The 19,107-nt window shown below is 73.8% G+C and carries 19 protein-coding genes; 7 read left to right on the plus strand and 12 right to left on the minus strand.

Annotated features, from left to right (window positions below; genetic code table 11):
- Positions 1 to 165: 165 nt before the first annotated feature.
- From AB0J08_RS12005 to AB0J08_RS12025, 5 genes are all read right to left on the minus strand, one after another.
- Positions 166 to 636, minus strand: a complete 471-nt coding sequence (locus AB0J08_RS12005) for a hypothetical protein (RefSeq protein WP_360631011.1) — start codon at positions 634 to 636, stop codon at positions 166 to 168.
- Positions 637 to 884: 248 nt separating this feature from the next.
- Positions 885 to 1,763, minus strand: coding sequence for an alkaline phosphatase family protein (locus AB0J08_RS12010; protein WP_360631014.1), 879 nt, complete (start codon positions 1,761 to 1,763; stop codon positions 885 to 887).
- A gap of 220 nt (positions 1,764 to 1,983) precedes the next feature.
- The gene (locus tag AB0J08_RS12015) at positions 1,984 to 2,760 is read right to left on the minus strand and encodes an ATP-grasp domain-containing protein (RefSeq protein WP_360631334.1); all 777 of its coding nucleotides are present in this window, start codon (positions 2,758 to 2,760) and stop codon (positions 1,984 to 1,986) included.
- A 95-nt stretch (positions 2,761 to 2,855) separates the two neighbouring features.
- Positions 2,856 to 3,227 carry an ADP-ribosylation/crystallin J1 gene (locus tag AB0J08_RS12020; protein WP_360631017.1) on the minus strand — a complete coding sequence of 124 codons (372 nt, stop codon included), beginning with the start codon at positions 3,225 to 3,227 and terminating at the stop codon, positions 2,856 to 2,858.
- A gap of 107 nt (positions 3,228 to 3,334) precedes the next feature.
- Complete coding sequence (locus AB0J08_RS12025; protein ID WP_360631020.1) at positions 3,335 to 4,513, minus strand: acyl-CoA dehydrogenase family protein; 1,179 nt, start codon at positions 4,511 to 4,513, stop codon at positions 3,335 to 3,337.
- Positions 4,514 to 4,631: 118 nt separating this feature from the next.
- On the opposite strand from AB0J08_RS12025, the gene AB0J08_RS12030 reads away from it, so the two are divergent.
- From AB0J08_RS12030 to AB0J08_RS12040, 3 genes are all read left to right on the plus strand, one after another.
- The gene (locus AB0J08_RS12030; RefSeq protein WP_360631023.1) at positions 4,632 to 4,775 is read left to right on the plus strand and encodes a hypothetical protein; all 144 of its coding nucleotides are present in this window, start codon (positions 4,632 to 4,634) and stop codon (positions 4,773 to 4,775) included.
- A 127-nt stretch (positions 4,776 to 4,902) separates the two neighbouring features.
- Positions 4,903 to 5,550, plus strand: a complete 648-nt coding sequence (locus AB0J08_RS12035; protein ID WP_360631026.1) for an MOSC domain-containing protein — start codon at positions 4,903 to 4,905, stop codon at positions 5,548 to 5,550.
- A gap of 138 nt (positions 5,551 to 5,688) precedes the next feature.
- On the plus strand, positions 5,689 to 6,009 hold the full coding sequence (locus AB0J08_RS12040) for a hypothetical protein (RefSeq protein WP_360631029.1): 321 nt from the start codon (positions 5,689 to 5,691) through the stop codon (positions 6,007 to 6,009).
- Positions 6,010 to 6,036: 27 nt separating this feature from the next.
- Here the strand turns inward: AB0J08_RS12040 and AB0J08_RS12045 are convergent, their stop codons facing one another.
- The 3 genes from AB0J08_RS12045 to AB0J08_RS12055 all read right to left on the minus strand — a co-directional run bounded on the left by AB0J08_RS12045 (position 6,037) and on the right by AB0J08_RS12055 (position 7,683).
- Positions 6,037 to 6,510 (minus strand): MarR family transcriptional regulator, encoded by a 474-nt coding sequence (locus AB0J08_RS12045; RefSeq protein WP_360631032.1) that lies wholly within the window; start codon positions 6,508 to 6,510, stop codon positions 6,037 to 6,039.
- A gap of 115 nt (positions 6,511 to 6,625) precedes the next feature.
- Complete coding sequence (locus tag AB0J08_RS12050) at positions 6,626 to 6,934, minus strand: AzlD domain-containing protein (RefSeq protein ID WP_360631035.1); 309 nt, start codon at positions 6,932 to 6,934, stop codon at positions 6,626 to 6,628.
- Entirely contained in the window at positions 6,934 to 7,683 is a 750-nt protein-coding gene (locus AB0J08_RS12055) for an AzlC family ABC transporter permease (RefSeq protein WP_360631038.1), read from the minus strand. Before AB0J08_RS12055 ends, AB0J08_RS12050 begins: the two co-directional genes overlap by 1 nt.
- Before the next feature lie 69 nt (positions 7,684 to 7,752).
- Here AB0J08_RS12055 and AB0J08_RS12060 point away from each other — a divergent pair, with 69 nt between their 5' ends.
- A complete protein-coding gene (locus AB0J08_RS12060) occupies positions 7,753 to 8,376 on the plus strand; it encodes an XRE family transcriptional regulator (protein ID WP_360631041.1) in 624 nt (207 codons plus the stop codon).
- 19 nt (positions 8,377 to 8,395) lie between these two features.
- On the opposite strand, the gene AB0J08_RS12065 is transcribed toward AB0J08_RS12060, so the two are convergent.
- The gene (locus AB0J08_RS12065) at positions 8,396 to 10,228 is read right to left on the minus strand and encodes a cholesterol oxidase substrate-binding domain-containing protein (RefSeq protein WP_360631337.1); all 1,833 of its coding nucleotides are present in this window, start codon (positions 10,226 to 10,228) and stop codon (positions 8,396 to 8,398) included.
- Positions 10,229 to 10,459: 231 nt separating this feature from the next.
- Between AB0J08_RS12065 and AB0J08_RS12070 the strand changes: the two genes are divergently transcribed.
- The gene (locus tag AB0J08_RS12070; protein ID WP_360631044.1) at positions 10,460 to 11,851 is read left to right on the plus strand and encodes a class II fumarate hydratase; all 1,392 of its coding nucleotides are present in this window, start codon (positions 10,460 to 10,462) and stop codon (positions 11,849 to 11,851) included.
- A gap of 117 nt (positions 11,852 to 11,968) precedes the next feature.
- On the opposite strand, the gene AB0J08_RS12075 is transcribed toward AB0J08_RS12070, so the two are convergent.
- Positions 11,969 to 12,439: an SPW repeat protein gene (locus AB0J08_RS12075; protein WP_360631047.1), complete on the minus strand. Its 471-nt coding sequence runs from the start codon at positions 12,437 to 12,439 to the stop codon at positions 11,969 to 11,971.
- A 265-nt stretch (positions 12,440 to 12,704) separates the two neighbouring features.
- Between AB0J08_RS12075 and AB0J08_RS12080 the strand changes: the two genes are divergently transcribed.
- Both AB0J08_RS12080 and AB0J08_RS12085 read left to right on the plus strand, forming a co-directional pair.
- Entirely contained in the window at positions 12,705 to 13,262 is a 558-nt protein-coding gene (locus AB0J08_RS12080; RefSeq protein WP_360631050.1) for a PadR family transcriptional regulator, read from the plus strand.
- Positions 13,263 to 13,332: 70 nt separating this feature from the next.
- Complete coding sequence (locus AB0J08_RS12085; RefSeq protein WP_360631053.1) at positions 13,333 to 15,033, plus strand: acyl-CoA dehydrogenase family protein; 1,701 nt, start codon at positions 13,333 to 13,335, stop codon at positions 15,031 to 15,033.
- A 126-nt stretch (positions 15,034 to 15,159) separates the two neighbouring features.
- Here the strand turns inward: AB0J08_RS12085 and AB0J08_RS12090 are convergent, their stop codons facing one another.
- A complete protein-coding gene (locus AB0J08_RS12090; protein WP_360631340.1) occupies positions 15,160 to 16,434 on the minus strand; it encodes a M28 family metallopeptidase in 1,275 nt (424 codons plus the stop codon).
- Between the two features lie 276 nt (positions 16,435 to 16,710).
- Positions 16,711 to 18,996: a histidine kinase gene (locus AB0J08_RS12095; protein WP_360631056.1), complete on the minus strand. Its 2,286-nt coding sequence runs from the start codon at positions 18,994 to 18,996 to the stop codon at positions 16,711 to 16,713.
- Positions 18,997 to 19,107: the final 111 nt, after the last annotated feature.

Consider the following 19,107-nt stretch of genomic DNA (forward strand, 5'->3'; position numbering starts at 1 on the left):
GGGTCGAATGTGACCTTCGAGCGTTCGCAGATCCGGATGATCCGGTGGGCGCGGGCCGCGGGCCGCGGTGAGGTCGTGGTCGGACCCCGGCGCCGGGCACCTGGCCGCCCCGCCCCCGGCCCACCGCCCGGTACTCGACCGCCCGGTAGTCGGCCGCCCGGTGGCTCAGTGCCTGGCGGCCGACTGCGCGCGCAGGGCGGCCTGGACGGCGGCGCCGTCCTGCCAGGCGTAGAGCTGGTTGCCCGTCAGGGTCACGTCGTAGTGCCCGCACGAGCCGCTGATCTTCGAGGAGACGCCCTCGGGGAACCAGCCGGCCTTCATGGTGGCCGGCACCGGGTGGACGCCCCTGCCCGGCTGGGCGGTGACGCAGCCGGCGGGCAGCCGCCCGTCCGGCAGGGTGGCGCGCAGCAGTCGGTCGTCACCGGTGGTGGACACCAGGTAGTGGACGCCGGAGGCGTTGTCGGGCAGCCAGGACGGTACCGAGTGCCGGCCGGCCTTGGCGGCGCTGCCGGTGGTGTAGGTGACCTGCTCCTGGTGGCGCCCGTCGTACCAGTCGGAGACCCGCGGGCCGACCGCCACGGCGGCGACGGCGACGGCCATACCCGTGCCCGCGACTCCGAGTACGACCTTGCTCACGATGCCGTTCATGCCCGCCCTGCCCTCTCCCTGTTCGGTCCCGTCCCCGGTGCCCGGCGCTGCGCGAAGGGCGCCCGGTCCACCGGGGTGTGTCCATCCTGACCCGTCGTGGCCTGCCGCGGCGTCACCACGAGGTCGCGACCGCACCTGCGACCTTGGGGGTACGGCCTCCACCCTGAGGGGTACACGGGCCGCCGTCGTCTCGGGGTTCACCCCCGGTACGGCGGTGCGGGCGGGCCCGTGCGGCGTCAGCGGCCCGCCGGGACGGGCGCCGCGACCGGGAACGGCCGGCCGTCCAGAGTCCAGTGCGGGTCGATGGGCCGGCCGAGGGAGGCGTACACCTGGGCGGCGACGTCCGGGTGGCGGATCTCCCCGGTGGGCGGGGCGGCGGGGATGCCGGGACCGGAGCAGGCCACCCAGGCGGTGCGCTCCTCGGGGGTGCGGCCGCCGTGCCCGCCGGCGTCGACGTGGCCGTGGTCGGTGACGACGATGACCGTCCACGCCTCCTCGGCGTGGCCGGGCCGGGCGCGCACCGCGTCGAGCAGCCGGCCGAGACGTTCGTCGGCGGCGCGCATCGAGGCCCGGTACTCCGCGCCGCAGCCGAGGAAGTGCGCGGTCTCGTCGACGGCGCCGAGATAGACGAAGGAGGCCTCCGGGTCGGCGGTGGCGAGGACGTGGACGGCCTCCCGGGTGACCTCCTCGTCGACGGCCTCCCAGGCCTCGGGGGTGTCCTCGGCGGGGGCGACGTAGCAGAGCCGGCCGGGGGCGCGGAACAGCGGGCCGCCGGACTCGGTGATCACCAGTGGGTCCCAGCCGGCGGCCACGAAGGTGCGGCGGCGGTCGCCGCGCGCCAGGCGGGTGGCGAAGTCGGGGAATACGTCGAGCCGGTTGCCGCCCAGGTGGTTGCCCCAGACGCCGTGCTTGGCGGGCTCGACGCCGGTGACGATGGTGGCCCAGCAGGGGCCGGACATGGTGGGCGTGGACTCCGCCACCGTGACGGGCGCCAGGAACCCGGCCCCGGACACCTCCGCGAGCCGGGGCATCGGGACCTCTTCAAGCAGGTCGTACCGGACACCGTCGATCCCGACGACGAGGACCCTGGACCGGGGCGGCGGAGCGGTGGGCATGGTGAGGGCGGTTCCTTTCACGGTGCGTCCCGGTGTGGCCGCGCGGGCGCCACCGGTCGCGTCATGCTGCACGGCCCGCCGGGCCGGTCGGTGTCGCCGGGGCGAACGGCGGGTGTCCGGGCCGTGTCGGGCCGACGGGCCGGCTCACCCCGACGCACCCCCGGGCGGGCCGACGGGCCGGCTCACCCCGACGCACCCCCGGGCGGGCCGACGGGCCGGCTCACCCCGACGCACCCCCGGGCGGACCGACGGGCCGGCTCACCCCGACGACGGCCCCGGGCGGACCGCCCGGCCCGCTGCCGCCCCGGACGAACCGCCGGTCGGCCGGGCGCAGCGCGGCGGCCGGGCCCGCCGCGCGCAGCACGACCTCCAGCGCCCGGGCCGGGTCGGCGGCGTAGCAGTGGGCGAACCACGGCAGGTTCGCCTCGACGACGGCCCAGCGCTCGCCCGGGTCGTACGGGTCGAGCAGCGGGCCGACGTCCAGCACCACGGCGCTGGGCAGGGTGTCGCCGACGGCGGTGAGCAGGCGGCGGGCGAAGCCGGTGGCCTCGTCGGTGAGCGGCCCGGGGTCGAGCCGGCCGAAGCGGGCGTAGCGGCTGCCGGTGACCACCTCGCCGTCCAGGACGAACAGCCGGTACTCGGCGCCGAACGTCACCGGGTCGCTGACCAGGACGGGCGTGTCGGGCCCGATCCGCTCGCCGTGCCGGGGCAGCCGGGAGCCGTCGGAGTAGACGGCCGGCGGGAGGGACTTGTCGGCGGGCGGTTTCACGAAGGCCGGCCGGCGCAGCGTCCAGGCCTCGGCGAGGGTGGTCAGCTCGATCCGTCGGCCGGTGAACTCCTCCGGCAGTCGGGCCGGCCAGTCGTCCGCCGGTTCCAGCAGGGCGAGGCCGAGCCGGTCGGCGATCCGGGCGGCGGCGAGCGGGCCGCCGTACCAGTGGACGGGACGCCCGGCGAGGCGGTCGAGGACGGCGGGGCCGGTGAGCTCGGCGGTCGCCAGGCCGCGTGCGGCGGCGGCCTCGGCGAGCAGGACGGTGGTGCCGGTCTGCTGGGCCGAAGTGAGCAGGACGGGGCCGGCGGCGTCGCGGACGGCCGTCACGGCTGCGGCCGGAACGTGTGGACGATCTCGATGCGGCCGACGATGTGCCGGTTGAACTCGTCCAGTTCCTCGGCGGGTACCCAGAGTTCGAGGATGGTGCGGCCGCCGACCTGCCGGACGGGGTAGCGGGCCAGGAAGGCCGCGTCGACCTCGAACCGGGTGACGTGGCCGACGCCGGCCGCGGGGACGTTCCAGTCCCGGGCGATCCGGATCGCGTAGTCCTCGGTGAGCACCGGGTAGAAGATCGGCTGGTCGGGCAGTCGGGGCGGCCAGGCCCGGTGCCCCGACGCCTCGACCAGGGCCAGCTCCTCGGGGCCGGTGGGTCGCCAGAGCGTGGTGGTCGCGAGGGTGGGGGTCGGGCTGTTCATGGGAGCCGACGGTAGCCGGGCGGCAGCCGGCCCGGCCACCGGGTTTCGGGCCGGGTCGACGACCGCCGCAGCGGCCCGGCCCGGCCCCGTCCGGCCCCGAGAGCCCGTCAGCGGTAGGCCGACTCCCCGGTGATGGCCTCGCCGAGGACCAGGGTGTGGATCTCGCTCGTCCCCTCGTAGGTGAGCACCGACTCCAGGTTGTTGGCGTGCCGCAGCACCGGGTACTCGGTGGTGATGCCGTTGGCGCCGAGGACCGTCCGGGCGCTGCGGGCGATCTCCAGCGCGGTGCGCACGTTGTTGAGCTTGCCGAAGCTGATGTGCGCCGGGCGGGCCGCCCCCTCGTCCTTGAGCCGGCCGATCCGCAGGGCGACCAGGTAGGCCTTCTCCACCTCCAGCATCATCTCGACCAGCTTCTGCTGGGTGAGCTGGAAGCCGGCGATCGGCCGGTCGAACTGGATCCGGCTCCGGGCGTAGTCGAGGGCGGTGGTGTAGCAGTCGCGGGCGGCGCCGACGGTGCCCCAGAGGATCCCGTACCGGGCCTCGCCCAGGGAGGAGAGCGGCCCCCGCAGGCCGGTGACACCGGGCAGGACGGCGTCGGCGGGCAGCACGACCTCGTCGAAGACCAGCTCGCTGGTGACGGAGGCGCGCAGCGACAGCTTGCCGTGCACGTCGGTCGCGGTGAAGCCGGGGGTGCCGGGCTCGACCAGGAAGCCCCGGACACCCTCCTCCGTCTGCACCCAGACGACGGCGACGTCCGAGATGCTGCCGTTGGTGATCCACATCTTGGAGCCGGAGAGCACCCAGTCGCCGCCCCTGCGGCGGGCCCTGGTCCGCATGTTGGCCGGATCGGAGCCGAAGTCCGGTTCGGTGAGGCCGAAGCAGCCGATGAGTTCGCCGGCGGCCATGCCCGGCAGCCAGCGCTCCTTCTGCTCCTGGGAGCCGTAGGCGTGGATCGAGCGCATCGCGAGCGAGCCCTGGACGGAGACGAAGCTGCGCAGCCCGGAGTCGGCGGCCTCCAGCTCCATGCAGGCGACCCCGTAGGCGACGGCCGTGGAGCCGGTGCAGCCGTAGCCGTCGAGGTGCATGCCGAGCACACCGAGGGCGCCCAGTTCGGGGGCGAGTTCGCGGGCCGGGAAGACGCCGCGTTCGAACCAGTCGCCGATGTGCGGGCGGATCCGCTCGTCGGCGAACTTCCTTACGGTGTCGCGGATCAGCCGCTCCTCGTCGGTCAGCAGGTCACCGACGGCGAGCAGGTCGGCCGGGTCGATCCGGGTCGGCTTCGCCATGGAAGCTCCTTGTAGTCTCGGCGGGCACCGGTCCGGGCCGGTACGGGTGCCGGCCGCGGCGGGTACCGGCGAGTATGGCGCACGGGGGCGGGCTCCGGACGGGGGCGAAGGAGTGAGCATGTACACAGTGGCGCGGCTGACGGCGGACGGGCTGCCCGACGCGGTGGAGCAGCCGGCCGGGCTGCTGGTGGACATCGTCGAGGGGGGCGCCTCGCCGGGCTTCCCCGCACCGCTCGACCCCGCCGACGCGACCGCCTGGTGACAGGCGCCGGCCCCCGCCGCCGAAGGGGTTCAGCGGTGGAACGTCAGCGTGACGGCGTGCCGCACGGCCGCGGCCGCGGCCGCGAAATGAGTCGCGTCGGCGTTGACGGGCTCGTACCGTCACCCCCATGAAGCTGCTCTCCGTCAATGTCGGCAGGCCCCGGCCCAACCCGTGGAAGGGCCTGAGCGCGACAGGCATCGACAAACAGCCCGTCAACGGCCCGGTCGCCGTCAGCGCGCCCGGGCCCAAGGGCACCGGTGAGGTCGGTCTCCTCGGTGATCGGGTGTACGACGTGAAGCACCACGGCGGCGTCGACCAGGCCGTCTACGCCTACGCGCGCGAGGACCTCGACGACTGGGAGGCCGAGTTGGGCAGGCCGCTGCGGAACGGCGTCTTCGGGGAGAACCTCACGAGTCTGGGCCTGGACGTCAACGGTGCCCTGATCGGTGAGCGTTGGCGGATCGGGTCGGACGTCGTCCTGGAGGTGTCGTGCGCGCGGATCCCTTGTGCCACCTTCCAGGGCTGGCTGGAGCGCGACGGCTGGATCAAGCGGTTCACGCAGGCCGCGCGGCCCGGCGCGTATCTGCGCGTGATCGAGCCTGGCGACATCCGCGCAGGTGACCCGGTCGAGATCGTGCATCGGCCCGACCACGACGTGACCGTCGCGCTCGTCTTCCGGGCGATGACTCTGGAACCGGACCTGCTGCCGCGACTGCTGGTTGCCGAGGCGCTGCCGCTGGAGGTGAAGGAATCGGCCCGCAAGCGCTCCGCATAGCCGTCGGGTGCGGGAACCGCCCGCCTCCGAGGCCCGGTGGCAGCGGCAAGCCGGTGCCCACCTGCGCAGGGCCACCGATAGGGTGATCGTTTGATCGTTTCCGGAAGGCCGGACGAGAATCCGAACGAGGGGTGGAGCATGGCGCGCTGGGCACTGGTCGTCCAGGAGACCGAAGGCGTCGGCAACGACCGGATCTGGGGCACCAAGGTGCTGGCCGAGATCGAGGGCAGCCGCGAGGAGGCGCTCGCCGAACTCCGGCGGCTCGTCCCCACCTACACCCCGCAGCACCCGTTCAACAGCCGCCGGCGCACCCTGCTCCGGGACGGCGACACCTATCTGCTGATCTCCCGGGGCAGCATGCGGGACTACCACTGCGTGTTCCGGGTGTGGGAGCTGCTCTGGGACAGCGAGCGGCCCGAGATCCAGCAGGAGCGTCTGGGCGACGGCGCCCGGGGCTGAGCCGGGCGGGCTGAGCCGGAGCGCCGGTCAGGTGGGCAGGTCGGCGTCGCCGCCGAGGTTGGCGACCATGCGGCGCAGCACGTTGAGCGCGGCGGCCCATTCGCCGGGCGCGATGCCGTCGTGGATCTGCTCGTGGGCGCCGGCGAGGCGGCCGCGGGCCCGCTGCCGGCCGGCCTCGCCGGCCTCGGTGAGGGTGAGGCCGTGCGCGTCCTCGGTGAGCCAGCCCCGGTCGAGCAGGCCGTCGATGACCAGGTCGAAGTCGACGGCGGGGACGATGCCGACGGCGTACGGGCGGAGCTTGTCGGCCAGGGCGGCGCGCTGCCAGCCGCCGGGCTCGCCGGCCACGTGGTTGAGGGTCCACCAGTGGGGCTGGGTGAGCTGCTCCTCGGCGAGCTCACCCCTGATCCGGGCGAGGACGAGCTGGGCGGTGGCGTCGCTCCAGTAGCCGATCGGCTGGGCGGCGAGCCGGACCTCGGGGTAGTCGCGCAGGTGAACGGCCATGGTGGACGGACCTCCGGTGAGTGGGCTCGGACGAGGCTGCCCACGTTAGAAGTTGACGTCCGCTTGAGGTCAAGCCCGGCCGCTCCCGTGACGAACCGTCGGCGGCCGGGCCGCCTCAGGCGACTCCGCAGAGCCGCAGGACGGCCGTGGTCGCGGCGCCCGCCACCACCACGACCGGGAACGGCGCGCGGCGCAGCGCGAGCAGCCCGGCGACCAGCACGCCGGCCGGCCGGGCCCAGCCGGCGAAGCCGTGCCCCTGGGTGAGGGCGCCGGTGGCGACGAGCGCGACCAGCAGCACGGCGGCGGCCACGGCCAGCAGGTGGCGCAGCCGGTCGGAGAGGGTGAACCGGTGACCGAGGGCCGGGCCGGCGAGGCGGAACGCGTAGGTACCGGCGGCCAGCAGGAGGACGGCGAGCAGGGGCATCAGTGGACTCCCTCGGTGGCGGCTGCGGGGCTCGACCCGACAGCGGCGGCTGCGGCACTCGACCCGACGGCGGCCGGCGCGGCCGGACCCCGCCCGGCGAGGAGCAGGCCGAGGAGGGCGAGCAGGACGGGCAGGCCGGCCGGCAGGTACGGGGTGGCGGCGACGGCGACCGCGGCGCCGGCCAGGGCGGCGGCCCGGGTGCGCGGGTCGGTGAGCGAGGGCAGGACGAGGGCGAGCAGGACGGCCGGGAAGGCGGCGTCGAGCCCGAGCGCGTCGGTGTCGCCGATGAGGCCGCCGGCCGCCGCGCCGACCACGACGGCGATGTTCCAGACCGTGAACAGGGCCAGGCCGCAGAGCCAGAACGCGGCCCGGCGCCGGCGCCGGTCGGGCTGGAGCAGGGCGAAGGCGACCGACTCGTCGGTCATCAGCTGGGCACCGAGCAGCCGCCGCCAGCGCGGCCCGTCGAGCACGTCGGCGACGGTGAAACCGAAGGGCAGCAGACGGGCGTTGAGCACCAGGCCGGTCGCGACGGCGGCGAGTGCGCCGCCGCCGGAGAGGATGACGCCGACGGCCGCGAACTGGGCACCGCCGGCGAAGACGAGCACCGACATGGCGATCGGCAGCCAGAGCGGCAGGCCGCCGGAGACACTGATGGCGCCGAAGGAGGCGCCGACCAGGGCGTCGGCGACACAGACCAGGGCGATGTCCCGCAGCGTGGCGCGGTCGAGTGTTCGGAGAAGCGAACGCATGTCCAGTAGAGTGAACCCGACGGATGCCGTTCGTCAAGGCGAACGCCTGGACTTGTGGAGCGAACGCGAATGAGTGCGAACACCGCCGGCGGCGACAGCGACCGGCGCCCCGGGGCCGACCGGGCCGCCGGCCCGGGCCCGGCCGGCTCGGAGCTGATCGGGCTGATCGCCGCCTCCATCCGGCGCGAACGCGAGCGGGCCGACCTGTCCATGGCGGAGCTGGCCCGCCGGGCCGGGATCGCCAAGTCCACGCTCTCCCAGCTGGAGTCGGGCGCGGGCAATCCGAGCGTGGAGACCCTCTGGGCGCTCGGTGTCGCCCTGGACGTGCCGTTCAGCCGGCTGGTCGACCCGCCGCGGCCGGTGGTGCGGGTGATCCGGGCCGGCGAGGGGCCGGTCACCCACTCCGAGCGGGCCGACTACGCCGCCACCCTGCTGGCCTCCTGCCCGCCGAACGCGCGCCGCGACATCTACCGGATCGAGGCGCAGCCGGGCGAGCCCCGGGCCTCCGACCCACACATGCCGGGCACGGTGGAGCACGTGGTGCTCAGCTCCGGCCGCGCCCTGGTCGGCCCGCCGGCGGACCCGGTCGAACTCCACCCGGGCGACTACATCAGCTACCCCGGCGACGCCCCGCACGTCTTCCGCGCCCTCGCTCCGGACACCGTGGCGGTCATGGTGATGGAGCACGTCTGACCCACCGGGCGGCGCCGGGTCAGGACGTCAACAGCGTGTCCAGGAAGGGGTTCCCGAAGACCCGGTGCGGGTCGTGGCGGTCCAGGACGGTGATCGCCTCGTCCCAGCCGGGGCCGCCGCCGTCGCGCAGGCTGGCGGGGACGACCCGGCCGAGCACGTCCGGATCGGCCCAGGCGGCGTCCGTGGTGTACGCCCAGCCCTTGGACCACTCGACGCGCAGGCCGGCCCGGGTGCCGTCGAAGGTGCGCAGCAGGAACTGCTCCAGGTCGCGGGCGAAGCGGTGCAGGCCGGGGGTGCCGGGGAGGCTGAGGACGTCGAGCCAGACGGCGGTGTCCCACTCGGGGCGGTCGGGGCGCGGGCGCAGCGCGGAGAGCAGCGGCGGCCGCGCCCCGGGGACTCCGCTGGAGGCCGGGTCGTCCAGGCCGGTGACCCGGATCTCCACCGCGCCGTTGATCGGGAACTCGCCTCGCGCCTGGTACTCGCCGAGCAGCTGCCGGTAGTAGGAAGCGAATTCGGAGACCACCCACTGGAGGTCGGCGCGCCGGGCGAGTACGGCGTAGCCGTTGGCGGTGACCCGCAGGGTCGTGGGACGCACGTACTGCAGCAGGGTGCGGGAGGGGCCCCAGAGGTCGGAGCGCAGGCCGCCGGCGAGCAGGTGGGTGAGCAGTTCGCCGGAGAGCAGCTCGCGGAGCACGCCGCCGGAGAGCAGCACGTCGGTGATGTCCCCGGTGAGGGCCACCTTCGCGATCAGGTACTGGAGTTGGCCTAACAGCGGGGCCGATCCCCAGGCTCCGGCGACGAGTTGGCCGGCGAGCCGGGCGACCGGCTCCGGGATGCTGTCGGAGAAGGGGTAGTTGTAGGGCTCGTCGACGGTTCGGGAGCCGAACGGGCGCGACGGGGCGACGCTCCAGGTCTTCAGCCAGGGGCGGTCGGTGCAGGCGAACCAGATCGCCTCGGCGCGCCCTTCGCGGTCGACGAAGTCGGCGAAGGTGCGCGGGCGGCCGAGGGCACCGCCCGAGCTGCCCGGACGGGCGAAGAGCTCGGTGGCCGGGATGTCCAGCCGGCTGACGCAGCGCAGCGGCACGTCGGGGCCGGCCCGGAGCACCACCTCGGTGACGAAGGCCCGGCCGAGGTGGACCAGGAACGCGGCGCTGTCGGCTTCGGAGCGGTCGAAGGTGCGCAGGGCGTAGCGGCCGGTGGCCGGGTCGTGGACGACGGCGGTGAGCCGGGTGACCTGGTTGCTGACCGAGCCGTAGCCGTGGCCGTCGGGGCGGATCTCGCCGGTGGCCGGGACGGCGGTGCCGTGGCCGCCGATGGCGAGCACGCCGCCGACGGTGAGTTCGCCGGGCGCGGGGCAGTTGGCGACGCCGAGGCCGCGGTCGGCCAGGTGGGCGAGCAGGCTCTCCATGGTGGCGCCGGTCTGCACCCGGACGGTGGTCGGCGAGTCGGCGGCCAGGGCGGTGAGGTGGCGGGTGGTGTCCAGCAGCAGGACGCGGGTGGACTCGGGGGTGGCGTCGGCGACGGTGAGCGGCGCCCAGGTGTGCCGGTACCCCTGGGCGCGCAGCCGCCAGCCGTGGGCGTGCGCCCAGTCGGCGAGCAGCGGGACCTCTTCGGGCGTGCGCGGGGCGCAGGTCCAGAGCTGGTCGGTGCGGACCTCGCCGGACCAGTTCTGGTAGACCCGCTGGTACAGCTCGGTGCCGGCGGGCAGGTCGGGCGGTGCCGGGGTGGCGGCCTGCGCGCTGTCCGGTCCGATCGTGCCGCGCAGCAGCCAGGCGGCCGTGCCGAAGGCCGCCGAGGCCCCAAGCAGCTCCCGCCTGCTCAGACCGTCCCCGTCGCGCCGCGCTGTCGCCATGTCCGCCCCCTGCTCGGTGATCGTCTCCCCCGGTGCGTGCACGAGCGTACGAAGCGGGCGGGCGCGATCGGGTGAGCACGTCGTGATCTTCACTCTTTCGAGTGAAGCTCACTCGGTTCTCCCGCCACCCGCGGAAATACCGGGAGCCCGCGCGCGGCTGTCGTGTTGCGCAGACCGCACCCCGCCCGGGGAACCGACCCGGCCGGGGCCGACCAGGAGGTGCAGCGCGCGATGGGTGAGCAGGAGTTCCGGACCGAGCACGACTCGATGGGCGAGGTCCGGGTACCGGCCGCCGCCAAGTGGCAGGCCCAGACGCAGCGGGCGGTGGAGAACTTCCCGGTGTCGGGCCAGCGGCTGGAGCGGGAGCACATCGCGGCGCTGGCCCGGATCAAGGCCGCCGCGGCCCGGGTGAACGCGCGGCTCGGGGTGCTGGACGAGGAGACGGCGCAGGCCGTGGCGGCCGCCGCCGAGGAGGTCGCCCAGGGGCACTGGGACGACGAGTTCCCGGTGGACGTGTTCCAGACCGGCTCGGGCACCTCGTCCAACATGAACGCCAACGAGGTGATCGCGACACTGGCCGCCGAGCGGCTCGGCCGGCCGGTCCACCCCAACGACCACGTCAACGCCAGCCAGTCCTCCAACGACGTGTTCCCGTCCTCGATCCACATCGCGGCCACCACCGCCGTCACCCACGACCTGATCCCCGCCCTGGAGCACCTGGCGGAGGCCCTGGAGCGGAAGGCCGCGGAGTTCTCCCAGGTGGTGAAGTCCGGCCGGACGCATCTGATGGACGCCACCCCCGTCACCCTCGGCCAGGAGTTCGCCGGGTACGCGGCGCAGGTCCGGCACGGGCGGGAGCGGCTGCTGGCGACGCTCCCCCGGGTCGCCGAACTGCCTCTCGGCGGCACGGCGGTGGGCACGGGCATCAACACCCCGCCCGGGTTCGCCGCCGCCGTGATCGAGGAGGTGGCCCGGGCCACCGACCTGCCGCTGACCGAGGCCCGCGACCACTTCGAGGCGCAGGGCGCCCGGGACGGCCTGGTGGAGCTGAGCGGCCAGCTCCGCACCGTCGCGGTCGGCTTCACCAAGATCGCCAACGATCTGCGGTGGATGGGCTCGGGTCCCCGCACCGGCCTCGGCGAGATCAACCTGCCGGACCTCCAGCCGGGTTCGTCAATCATGCCCGGCAAGGTCAATCCGGTACTGCCCGAGGTGGTGCTGATGGTCTCGGCCCAGGTGATCGGCAACGACGCCACCGTCACGGTGGCCGGCGCGAGCGGCAACTTCGAGCTGAACGTGATGCTCCCGGTGATCGCCCGCAATGTGCTGGAGTCGATCCGGCTGCTCGCCAACAGCGCCCGGCTGCTCGCCGACCGCACGGTGGACGGAATCACCGCCAACGTCGAACGGGCCCGCGAGTACGCCGAGTCCTCGCCCTCGGTGGTCACCCCGCTGAACCGCTACATCGGCTACGAGGAAGCCGCCAAGGTCGCCAAGCAGGCGCTGGCCGAGCGGAAGACGATCCGTCAGGTGGTACTGGAGAGCGGCTACCTGGAGCAGGGCAGGCTCACCCGGGAGCAGCTGGACGAGGCCCTCGACGTGCTGCGGATGACGCACCCCTAGCAGGCCCCCGGGGGCGGCCCCGCGCCCGCCGGCGCCCCATCGGCCCCCGCTCGACGTGCGCCGGGGCGCGGAGCGACCTCACCGCTCCGCGCCCCGACTCGGGGCTGCCGTGTGGCGTCAGCTCCTGGACCGCCCGGCCCGGCCGCGTCGCATGGACGCGCCGTTCGACGTCATGGTGGCCATGGAGATCGCGGCGAGCCCCAGCAGGAACATCACGGCGCCCGTGATCAGGCAGGTCACGATGTTCTTCCCGCGGTCGACCGCTCCGGACACCACCCAGGGGGAAACGATCGTCCAGGCACCGAGCAGCGTCGCCGCCCAGGCCCGTGCGTGGGTGCGCTCGTATGCCGAGCCGTACCCGGCCATCAGCACGCAGTAGGCGAGACCCACGATCAGGCAGGTGACGGTCAGCGTACTGAAAGCGGTGAAGCCGACGATCCATGGCGAGGCCGCCAGGAACAGACCGGCGAGAACGGCCAGGGCCTCGACGGCCTGGGCCCGCGGGGTCAGGGTGACCCGCTCGTAGTGCTCCCGTAGTTCGACGATGTCCGGATGATGCTCCATGCCCATCGGAATCTGGGTAGACACCGATACCACCTCCTCGGTCCGGCACGTGGATGGTGCCAGCCAAGTTCTATTTTGGCGCCGATCTGCCGTTTTGCACCTTTTCTCCCCGGAAGTTACTCTGGCGCACCCCCGCCGCCGCAAACACCCCCGCCGCCGCGCGCACCCCCGCCTGACGCGCAGGCCCCCGCCCTCGGCGCCCGGCGCCACGTCACGCCACGGTGAGCTGCGTCTCACCCGCGCGGGGCACCCTTGCCTATGCAACTCGTTGCATAGCAGGATTCCGCTCATGGCACTGGAGCACGCGATCCTCGTCTCGCTGCTGGAGCAGCCCGGCTCCGGCTACGAGCTGGCCCGGCGTTTCGACCGCTCGATCGGACGCTTCTGGACCGCCACCCACCAGCAGATCTACCGGGTGCTGCGGCGGATGGAGGCGGACGGCTGGATCTCGGCCGAGGAGGTCGCCCAGGACGGCCGGCCGGACAAGAAGGTCTACTCCGCGGCCGGCCCCGGCCGGGCGGCGCTGGCGGGCTGGCTGCGCGAACCGGTCGAACCGGAGACCGTCCGGCACGAGCTGGCGGTCAAGATCCGCGCGGCGGCCTTCGACGACCCGGCCGCCCTGATCTCCGAGGTCGAGCGGCACCGCGAGGGCCATGCCGCCCTGCTCGCCCGCTACCTGCACGGCGAGCGGCGCGACTTCCCCGACCCGGCCGCCCTCGACGCCCGGCAGCAGTTGCAGCACGTGGTGCTGCGCGGCGGCGTCGAGTACGAGCGGATGACCCTCGCCTGGCTGGACGACGTGCTCGCCACCCTGCACCGCCTCGCCGCCGACCGGACCGGGGACTGATTCCCGCTCCGCCGACGGCCGAGAACCACGCCCCACCCGATCGCCACCCTCGACCCTCCGGGAGCCCGTGATGCTCTTCAACCCGCGCACGTACGACCCCACCCAGTTCGACGAGCCGACCCGCCGACTGCTGCGCGCGACCGTGGACTGGTTCGAGTCCCGCGGCAAGAAGGCGCTGATCGACACCTACATCGACCGCACCTGGTACGCCGACTTCCTCGAATTCGCCGCGAAGGAAGGCCTGTTCGCGGAGTTCCTGACGCCCTCCTCGGCCGACCCGGACAAGCGCTGGGACACCGCCCGGATCGCCGAGCTGAACGAGATCCTGGGCTTCTACGGGCTGGGCTACTGGTACACCTGGCAGGTCACCGTCCTCGGCCTCGGACCGGTCTGGCAGAGCCGGAACGAGGCCGTCCGGGCCCGCGCGGCAAAGCTCCTGACGGATGGTCACGTGATGGCGTTCGGGCTCTCCGAGCGCAGCCACGGCGCCGACATCTACTCCACCGACATGATCCTCACCCCGGACGGCGAGGGCGGCTTCACCGCCACCGGCTCCAAGTACTACATCGGCAACGGCAACGTCGCCGGCCTGGTCTCGGTGTTCGGCCGCCGCTCGGACGTCGAGGGCCCGGAGGGCTACGTCTTCTTCGCCGCCGACAGCCGCCACGAGGCGTACCACCTGGTCAAGAACGTCGTGAACGCCCAGATGTACGTCAGCGAGTTCCGCCTGGAGGACTACCCGGTACGCGCCGAGGACGTGCTGCACACCGGCAAGGCTGCCTTCGACGCCGCGCTGAACACCGTCAACGTCGGCAAGTTCAACCTCTGCACCGCCTCGGTCGGCATCTGCGAGCACGCGATGTACGAGGCCGTCACGCACGCCCGCAACCGGGTGCTGTACGGCAAGAACGTCACCGACTTCCCGCACGTGCGGCGCGAGTTGACCGATGCGTACGCCCGCCTGGTGGCGATGAAGCTGTTCTCCGACCGCGCGGTGGACTACTTCCGCAGCGCCTCGCCCGAGGACCGGCGTTACCTGCTCTTCAACCCGATGACCAAGATGAAGGTCACCACCGAGGGCGAGAAGGTCATCGACCTGATGTGGGACGTCATCGCGGCCAAGGGCTTCGAGGCGGACACCTACTTCGACAAGGCGGCGAAGGACATCCGCGGCCTGCCGAAGCTGGAGGGCACCGTCCACGTCAACCTGGCGCTGATCCTCAAGTTCATGGGCAACTACCTGTTCGCCCCGGCCGACTACGCGCCGGTGCCCACCCGGCTGGACGCGGCCGACGACGAGTTCCTGTTCCGCCAGGGCCCGGCCCGCGGCCTCGGCGCGATCCGCTTCCACGACTGGCGCACCGCGTACGACGCGTTCGCGCACCTGCCGAACGTGGCCCGCTTCCGCGAGCAGGCCGACGGCTTCTGCGGCCTGCTGCTGACCGACGCGCCGAGCGAGGAGCAGCAGGCCGACCTGGACTTCCTGCTGGAGATCGGCCAGCTCTTCGCGCTCATCGTCTACGGCCAGCTGGTGCTGGAGCAGGCCGAGCTGACCGGGCTGGACGCGGACCTGCTGGACCAGGTCTTCGACGCGCTGGTGCGGGACTTCTCGAAGCACGCCACCGAGCTGCACGGGAAGGCCTCGACCACCGAGGCGCAGGCGGCGTGGGCGCTGGCCAACGTCCGCCGCCCGGTCGCGGACGGCGAGCGGGCCGCGAAGGTGTGGGCCATGGTCGAGGCGCTGTCGGGCGCGTACGAGATGCGTCCGTAGCGGCGCGGGGCGACGGAGCCCGCTGCGGCCCCACCGGGGCGGGGCCGCAGCGGGCTCACGGAGCGGGGGTGCCGGCGGCGGCCGGCACCCCCTTCCTGCGCGTCGCGCCCGTTTCGCCCGCCGGGGTCAGAAGGTGAGCTTCCAGCTGTCGATGTAGCCGGTGTCCTGCTGCCCCACGTCCTGGACCTTCAGCTTCCAGGTGCCGTTGGCGGGCACCGCGGAGGCGTTGACGGTGTAGGTGGTCTGCACGTTGGGCGCGGAGTCGCTGCCGCTGGAGTTCTTCAGCCGGAAGGCGGTGCCGTTCGGCGCGACCAGGTCGATGACCAGGTCACCGCGATAGGTGTGCTTGATGTCGACCGCGACCTGGAGGGCGGCGGGCGCGTTGCCGGTCCGGCCGGTGACGGCGAGGTCGGAGGTCACCGCCGCGCCGTAGTCCGGGATCTGCACATCGGCGGTGGCCTCGAAGACGGTGCCGGTGGGCGGCGTCGTGGTGCCGGCCGAGAGGGTCCAGATCGCGTAGGCGATGGCGTCGCTCATCCGGTCCAGCGCGGTGTCGTTGATGTTGGCACTGGTGTCGCACGAGGAGTGGTAGCAGCGGTCGAACGCCTGACCCGCCGTGCCGCCCCACTTGGCCGCCTGGGCACTGGTCTTGGTGTAGTCGGCACCGCTGAACAGGCCGCCGACCCGGATGCCGGCGTCCTGGAACGGGGCGTGGTCGGAGCGGCCGTCGCCCTCGAAGTCCTGCTCGGTGCTGATGCCGATGCCCGCGAAGTACTCGCGGAACAGCGCGTCCAGCGCGGTGTCGTAGCGGTAGGTGAAGTACCCCGGGTTGGGGGAGCCGATCATGTCGAAGTTCAGATACGTCTCGATCTTCGAACGCTCGGTGGCGGGAAGGCTGTTGACGTAGTTCTTGGAGCCGACCATGCCGTACTCCTCGGCGCCCCACCAGCCGAACCGCAGGTGCTTGGCGGGCTGGAGCCCGGCCCGGGAGACGGCCAGTGCGGTCTCCAGGATGCCGGCCGAGCCGGAGCCGTTGTCGTTGATCCCCGGCCCGCCGGTGACGGAGTCCAGGTGGGCGCCGGCCATCACGACGTGCGAGGTGTCGCCGCCCGGCCAGTCGGCGATGAGGTTGTAGCCGGTCGAGCCGTTGTAGGTGAAGGTCTTCAGCGAGGTGGTGAAGCCCGCCGCGTCCAACTTGCCCTTCACGTAGTCGATCGACGCCTTGTAGCCGGCGCGGCCGTGGGCGCGGTTGCCGCCGTTGGCGGTGGCTATCGACTGCAACTGGGCCAGGTGCGCCTTGACGTTGGCGACCGGGATGTCGGGGGCGGTGGCAGCAGCGGCCGGGGAGGCCGCGGGGGCCACCGGGGCGGTGGGGGCCGCGACGGCGGCCGGGGCGAACAGGGCGGCGGCGAGTGTGACGACCGCCCCGGTCGACAGGGCGGATCGGCGCAGGCGGGATCGCCGCGAGGCGCGCTCGGTCAATGGAGGCTCCAGATTCTGGTGGGGCAGAACGGAAGCGCACAGCCTCGCGGGTGGCCGTCGGGTCGAAGGGGCGGCCGGGTTGGGGTCCGGCCGGGAGCGGGGCCGACCGGGACAGCCCGGCCGGAATGCGGTGACAGCGGGGGCACAGCCGCGAAGTTGACGCGACCATGATGATTGGGCCAACCCCGGCTGCCGTCAAGGGGACCGCCGGGGGCGGTCGGCTCCGTCCGTGGTCGGAGCCACCGCTTCGGACACGACCGGAATGCGCGGCAGCACCGCCCGGACGAGTGCGCCGCCGGGGTGGTTCACGGCCGTGAAGCCCCCGCCCAACTCCTCGGCCCGCTCGGTCATCGAGCGCAGCCCGAGCCCCGAACCGGACCGGGCGACGCCGCCCTGGCCACCGCCGGCAGCACCGCCGGTGCCACCGCCGCCACTGCCGTCACCGGCGACGTCCGGGAAGCCCCGGCCGTCGTCCCGGGCCTCGATCACCACCTCGTGCGGGCGGACCCGCAGCGTCAACCGGGCCTCGGTGGCGCCCGAATGGCGCAGGACGTTGTTCAGCGCCTCGCCGCCGATCCGCAGCACCGCCACCTCGACCGCGGCCGGCAGGGCGGGCGGCGGGTCCGGGTCGAGCACCAGGCTCAGCCTCACGCGCTCCCCGTCCAGCCCGGCGACCAGCCGCCGCAGGGCCTGCGCCAGCCCCTCGCCGGCCAGCGCCGCGGGCGCCAACCCCTCGGTGATCCTCCGCAGTTCGACGATCGCCTGGCCGATCCCGGCCGACACCGCGCGCAGCGAGCGGGCGGCCGGCGAGTCCTCGGGGACGGCGGCCCGCGCGGTGTCGATGCCGAGCCGCAGTCCGGACAGGGTCGGCCCGAGCCCGTCGTGCAGGTCGTGCCGCAGCCGGCGCCGCTCCTCCTCCCGCGCCAGCACGATCTGCCGCCGCCCGGACTGGACTTCCTCGTACATCCGCAGCGAGGCGATGGCGGGCGCGGCCTGATCGGCGAGGAAGCGCAGCACCTCGTGGTCCTGGGCGTCCAGCACGGGCTGCCCGGCGCGCGGTGGCGCATAGAGGTCGCCGATCACCGAACCCTCGTAACTGAGCGGGAAGACCTGACTGTTGGGTCCGATGACGCCGACCGAGGCGAGTTCGTGCGGACCGCTGCTGGTGTGCAGGACCACCCTCGCCCCGGGCAGGCCGAGGGCGTCGACCACGGTGTCGCACAGCAGCGGTGGCGCGTCGGCGGGGCTGACGGCCCGGCTGAGCCGTTCGGCGAGCGCGCGCACCACCTGATAGGGCCTCGCCCGGTCGCCGTAGTAGAACCGGTCGACGGCGCGGACCACCCAGCGGGTGGTCGGACCGAGCAGCCCGCCGATGGCGAGCGCCCCGGCCGCGAGGAGCTGGGCGCCGGCGGTACTGGCCTGGGGCAGCACGCGGCGCAGCAGCAGCGCGATGCCGAGATAGCCGGCGATCAGCACGGCGGTGAGAGCCAGGACGCTGAGCATCCGCCGGGTCGCCCGGTCCAGGTAGCGCGAGCGGTCCCGGGTGAAGGCGTAGCCGACCGCACCGAGCATCCACAGGGCCGAGCCGGTGAAGTAGGCGACCGCCGCGATGCTCTCCGAACTCCCCAGCCTGAGCGCGATGTTGGTGGTGACCAACCAGATCAGATAGGGGACGAGCACCACCGCGACCGTCCGGTGCGGGCGGTCCGAACGGTGCCAGCGCACCGCGGCCACCGTCAGGCTGACCACCACGAGCGCCCAGGAGACCAGCGTGACCCGCCACTCGTCGAGCGGCAGCCCCTCCCCTTGCGGCACCAGGACGTCGCCGAAATACGGCAGCGGCACCCCGAGCCGGACCACGCACGCATGGCAGGCGCTCCAGACTGCCACCACGACCACGAAGCCCCGGCCCGCGGGGCCGCCGGGCAGCCGGCCACCCGGGAGCCAGAGCGGCAGGGCGATGGCCAGGAAGACGAACAGGGTGACGGAGGCGAGCAGCAGGGCCGCACCGACGGCCTCCGCCACCGGGCCGGCGCCGGCCGCGGCGGCGGCGAGCAGCACGAAGCGGGAGAGGCAACCGCCGAAACCGGCGGCCAACAGGACGAGTCCGAGGCTGAGCCCGGGGGGTCCGGTGGCCCGGTCGACGCCCGCAGCGGCAGCGGCACCGGCCGTGACACCGGGGCGAGCGGGGCTGGTGCGGCCGGTGGGTTCGATGGAGCGGGCGGGGTCGAGCAGGCCCGGCGGGGAGGCGTCGGGCCCGGCGCGGTGGGCGAGGACCAGCAGTCCGGAGAGCACGAAGCCGAAGCCGAGCAGGACGGTCTCACCGTCGTGCAGGAGGAACGCCTCGGCCCACGGGGCGTCCTGGTGGATGAGGGCCAGCAGCACCCAGCCGAGGCCGCAGAGCAGCGTCCCGGCACAGACCCAGTACGCCCGGATCAGGCCGGCCTGCCGGGTGGTGGTGACCGGGACCGGTTCGCTCATGTGGGCCTCCTCCCCCGCATCCTCGGCTTCCTGGCGTCCCGGGCGCCCGGGACGGCGGTCCGGTCCCCGCCCCGGCCGCTGCGCAGGCCCTGCCCGCCGCCCTGCCCGCGC

It is taken from the genome of Kitasatospora sp. NPDC050463 (assembly GCF_040655255.1).
In the GTDB taxonomy this organism is placed as follows: Bacteria; Actinomycetota; Actinomycetes; order Streptomycetales; family Streptomycetaceae; genus Kitasatospora.

What these genes read in the sequence shown, in the direction of transcription:
- AB0J08_RS12010 (WP_360631014.1), bottom strand. Translation starts at nt 1,763, where the DNA reads ATGCCCACCGCTCCGCCGCCCCGGTCCAGGGTCCTCGTCGTCGGGATC.
- AB0J08_RS12020 (WP_360631017.1), bottom strand. Translation starts at nt 3,227, where the DNA reads ATGAACAGCCCGACCCCCACCCTCGCGACCACCACGCTCTGGCGACCC.
- AB0J08_RS12025 (WP_360631020.1), bottom strand. Translation starts at nt 4,513, where the DNA reads ATGGCGAAGCCGACCCGGATCGACCCGGCCGACCTGCTCGCCGTCGGT.
- AB0J08_RS12030 (WP_360631023.1), top strand. Translation starts at nt 4,632, where the DNA reads ATGTACACAGTGGCGCGGCTGACGGCGGACGGGCTGCCCGACGCGGTG.
- AB0J08_RS12035 (WP_360631026.1), top strand. Translation starts at nt 4,903, where the DNA reads ATGAAGCTGCTCTCCGTCAATGTCGGCAGGCCCCGGCCCAACCCGTGG.
- AB0J08_RS12040 (WP_360631029.1), top strand. Translation starts at nt 5,689, where the DNA reads ATGGCGCGCTGGGCACTGGTCGTCCAGGAGACCGAAGGCGTCGGCAAC.
- AB0J08_RS12045 (WP_360631032.1), bottom strand. Translation starts at nt 6,510, where the DNA reads ATGGCCGTTCACCTGCGCGACTACCCCGAGGTCCGGCTCGCCGCCCAG.
- AB0J08_RS12050 (WP_360631035.1), bottom strand. Translation starts at nt 6,934, where the DNA reads ATGCCCCTGCTCGCCGTCCTCCTGCTGGCCGCCGGTACCTACGCGTTC.
- AB0J08_RS12055 (WP_360631038.1), bottom strand. Translation starts at nt 7,683, where the DNA reads ATGCGTTCGCTTCTCCGAACACTCGACCGCGCCACGCTGCGGGACATC.
- AB0J08_RS12060 (WP_360631041.1), top strand. Translation starts at nt 7,753, where the DNA reads ATGAGTGCGAACACCGCCGGCGGCGACAGCGACCGGCGCCCCGGGGCC.
- AB0J08_RS12065 (WP_360631337.1), bottom strand. Translation starts at nt 10,228, where the DNA reads ATGGCGACAGCGCGGCGCGACGGGGACGGTCTGAGCAGGCGGGAGCTG.
- AB0J08_RS12070 (WP_360631044.1), top strand. Translation starts at nt 10,460, where the DNA reads ATGGGTGAGCAGGAGTTCCGGACCGAGCACGACTCGATGGGCGAGGTC.
- AB0J08_RS12080 (WP_360631050.1), top strand. Translation starts at nt 12,705, where the DNA reads ATGGCACTGGAGCACGCGATCCTCGTCTCGCTGCTGGAGCAGCCCGGC.
- AB0J08_RS12085 (WP_360631053.1), top strand. Translation starts at nt 13,333, where the DNA reads ATGCTCTTCAACCCGCGCACGTACGACCCCACCCAGTTCGACGAGCCG.
- AB0J08_RS12095 (WP_360631056.1), bottom strand. Translation starts at nt 18,996, where the DNA reads ATGAGCGAACCGGTCCCGGTCACCACCACCCGGCAGGCCGGCCTGATC.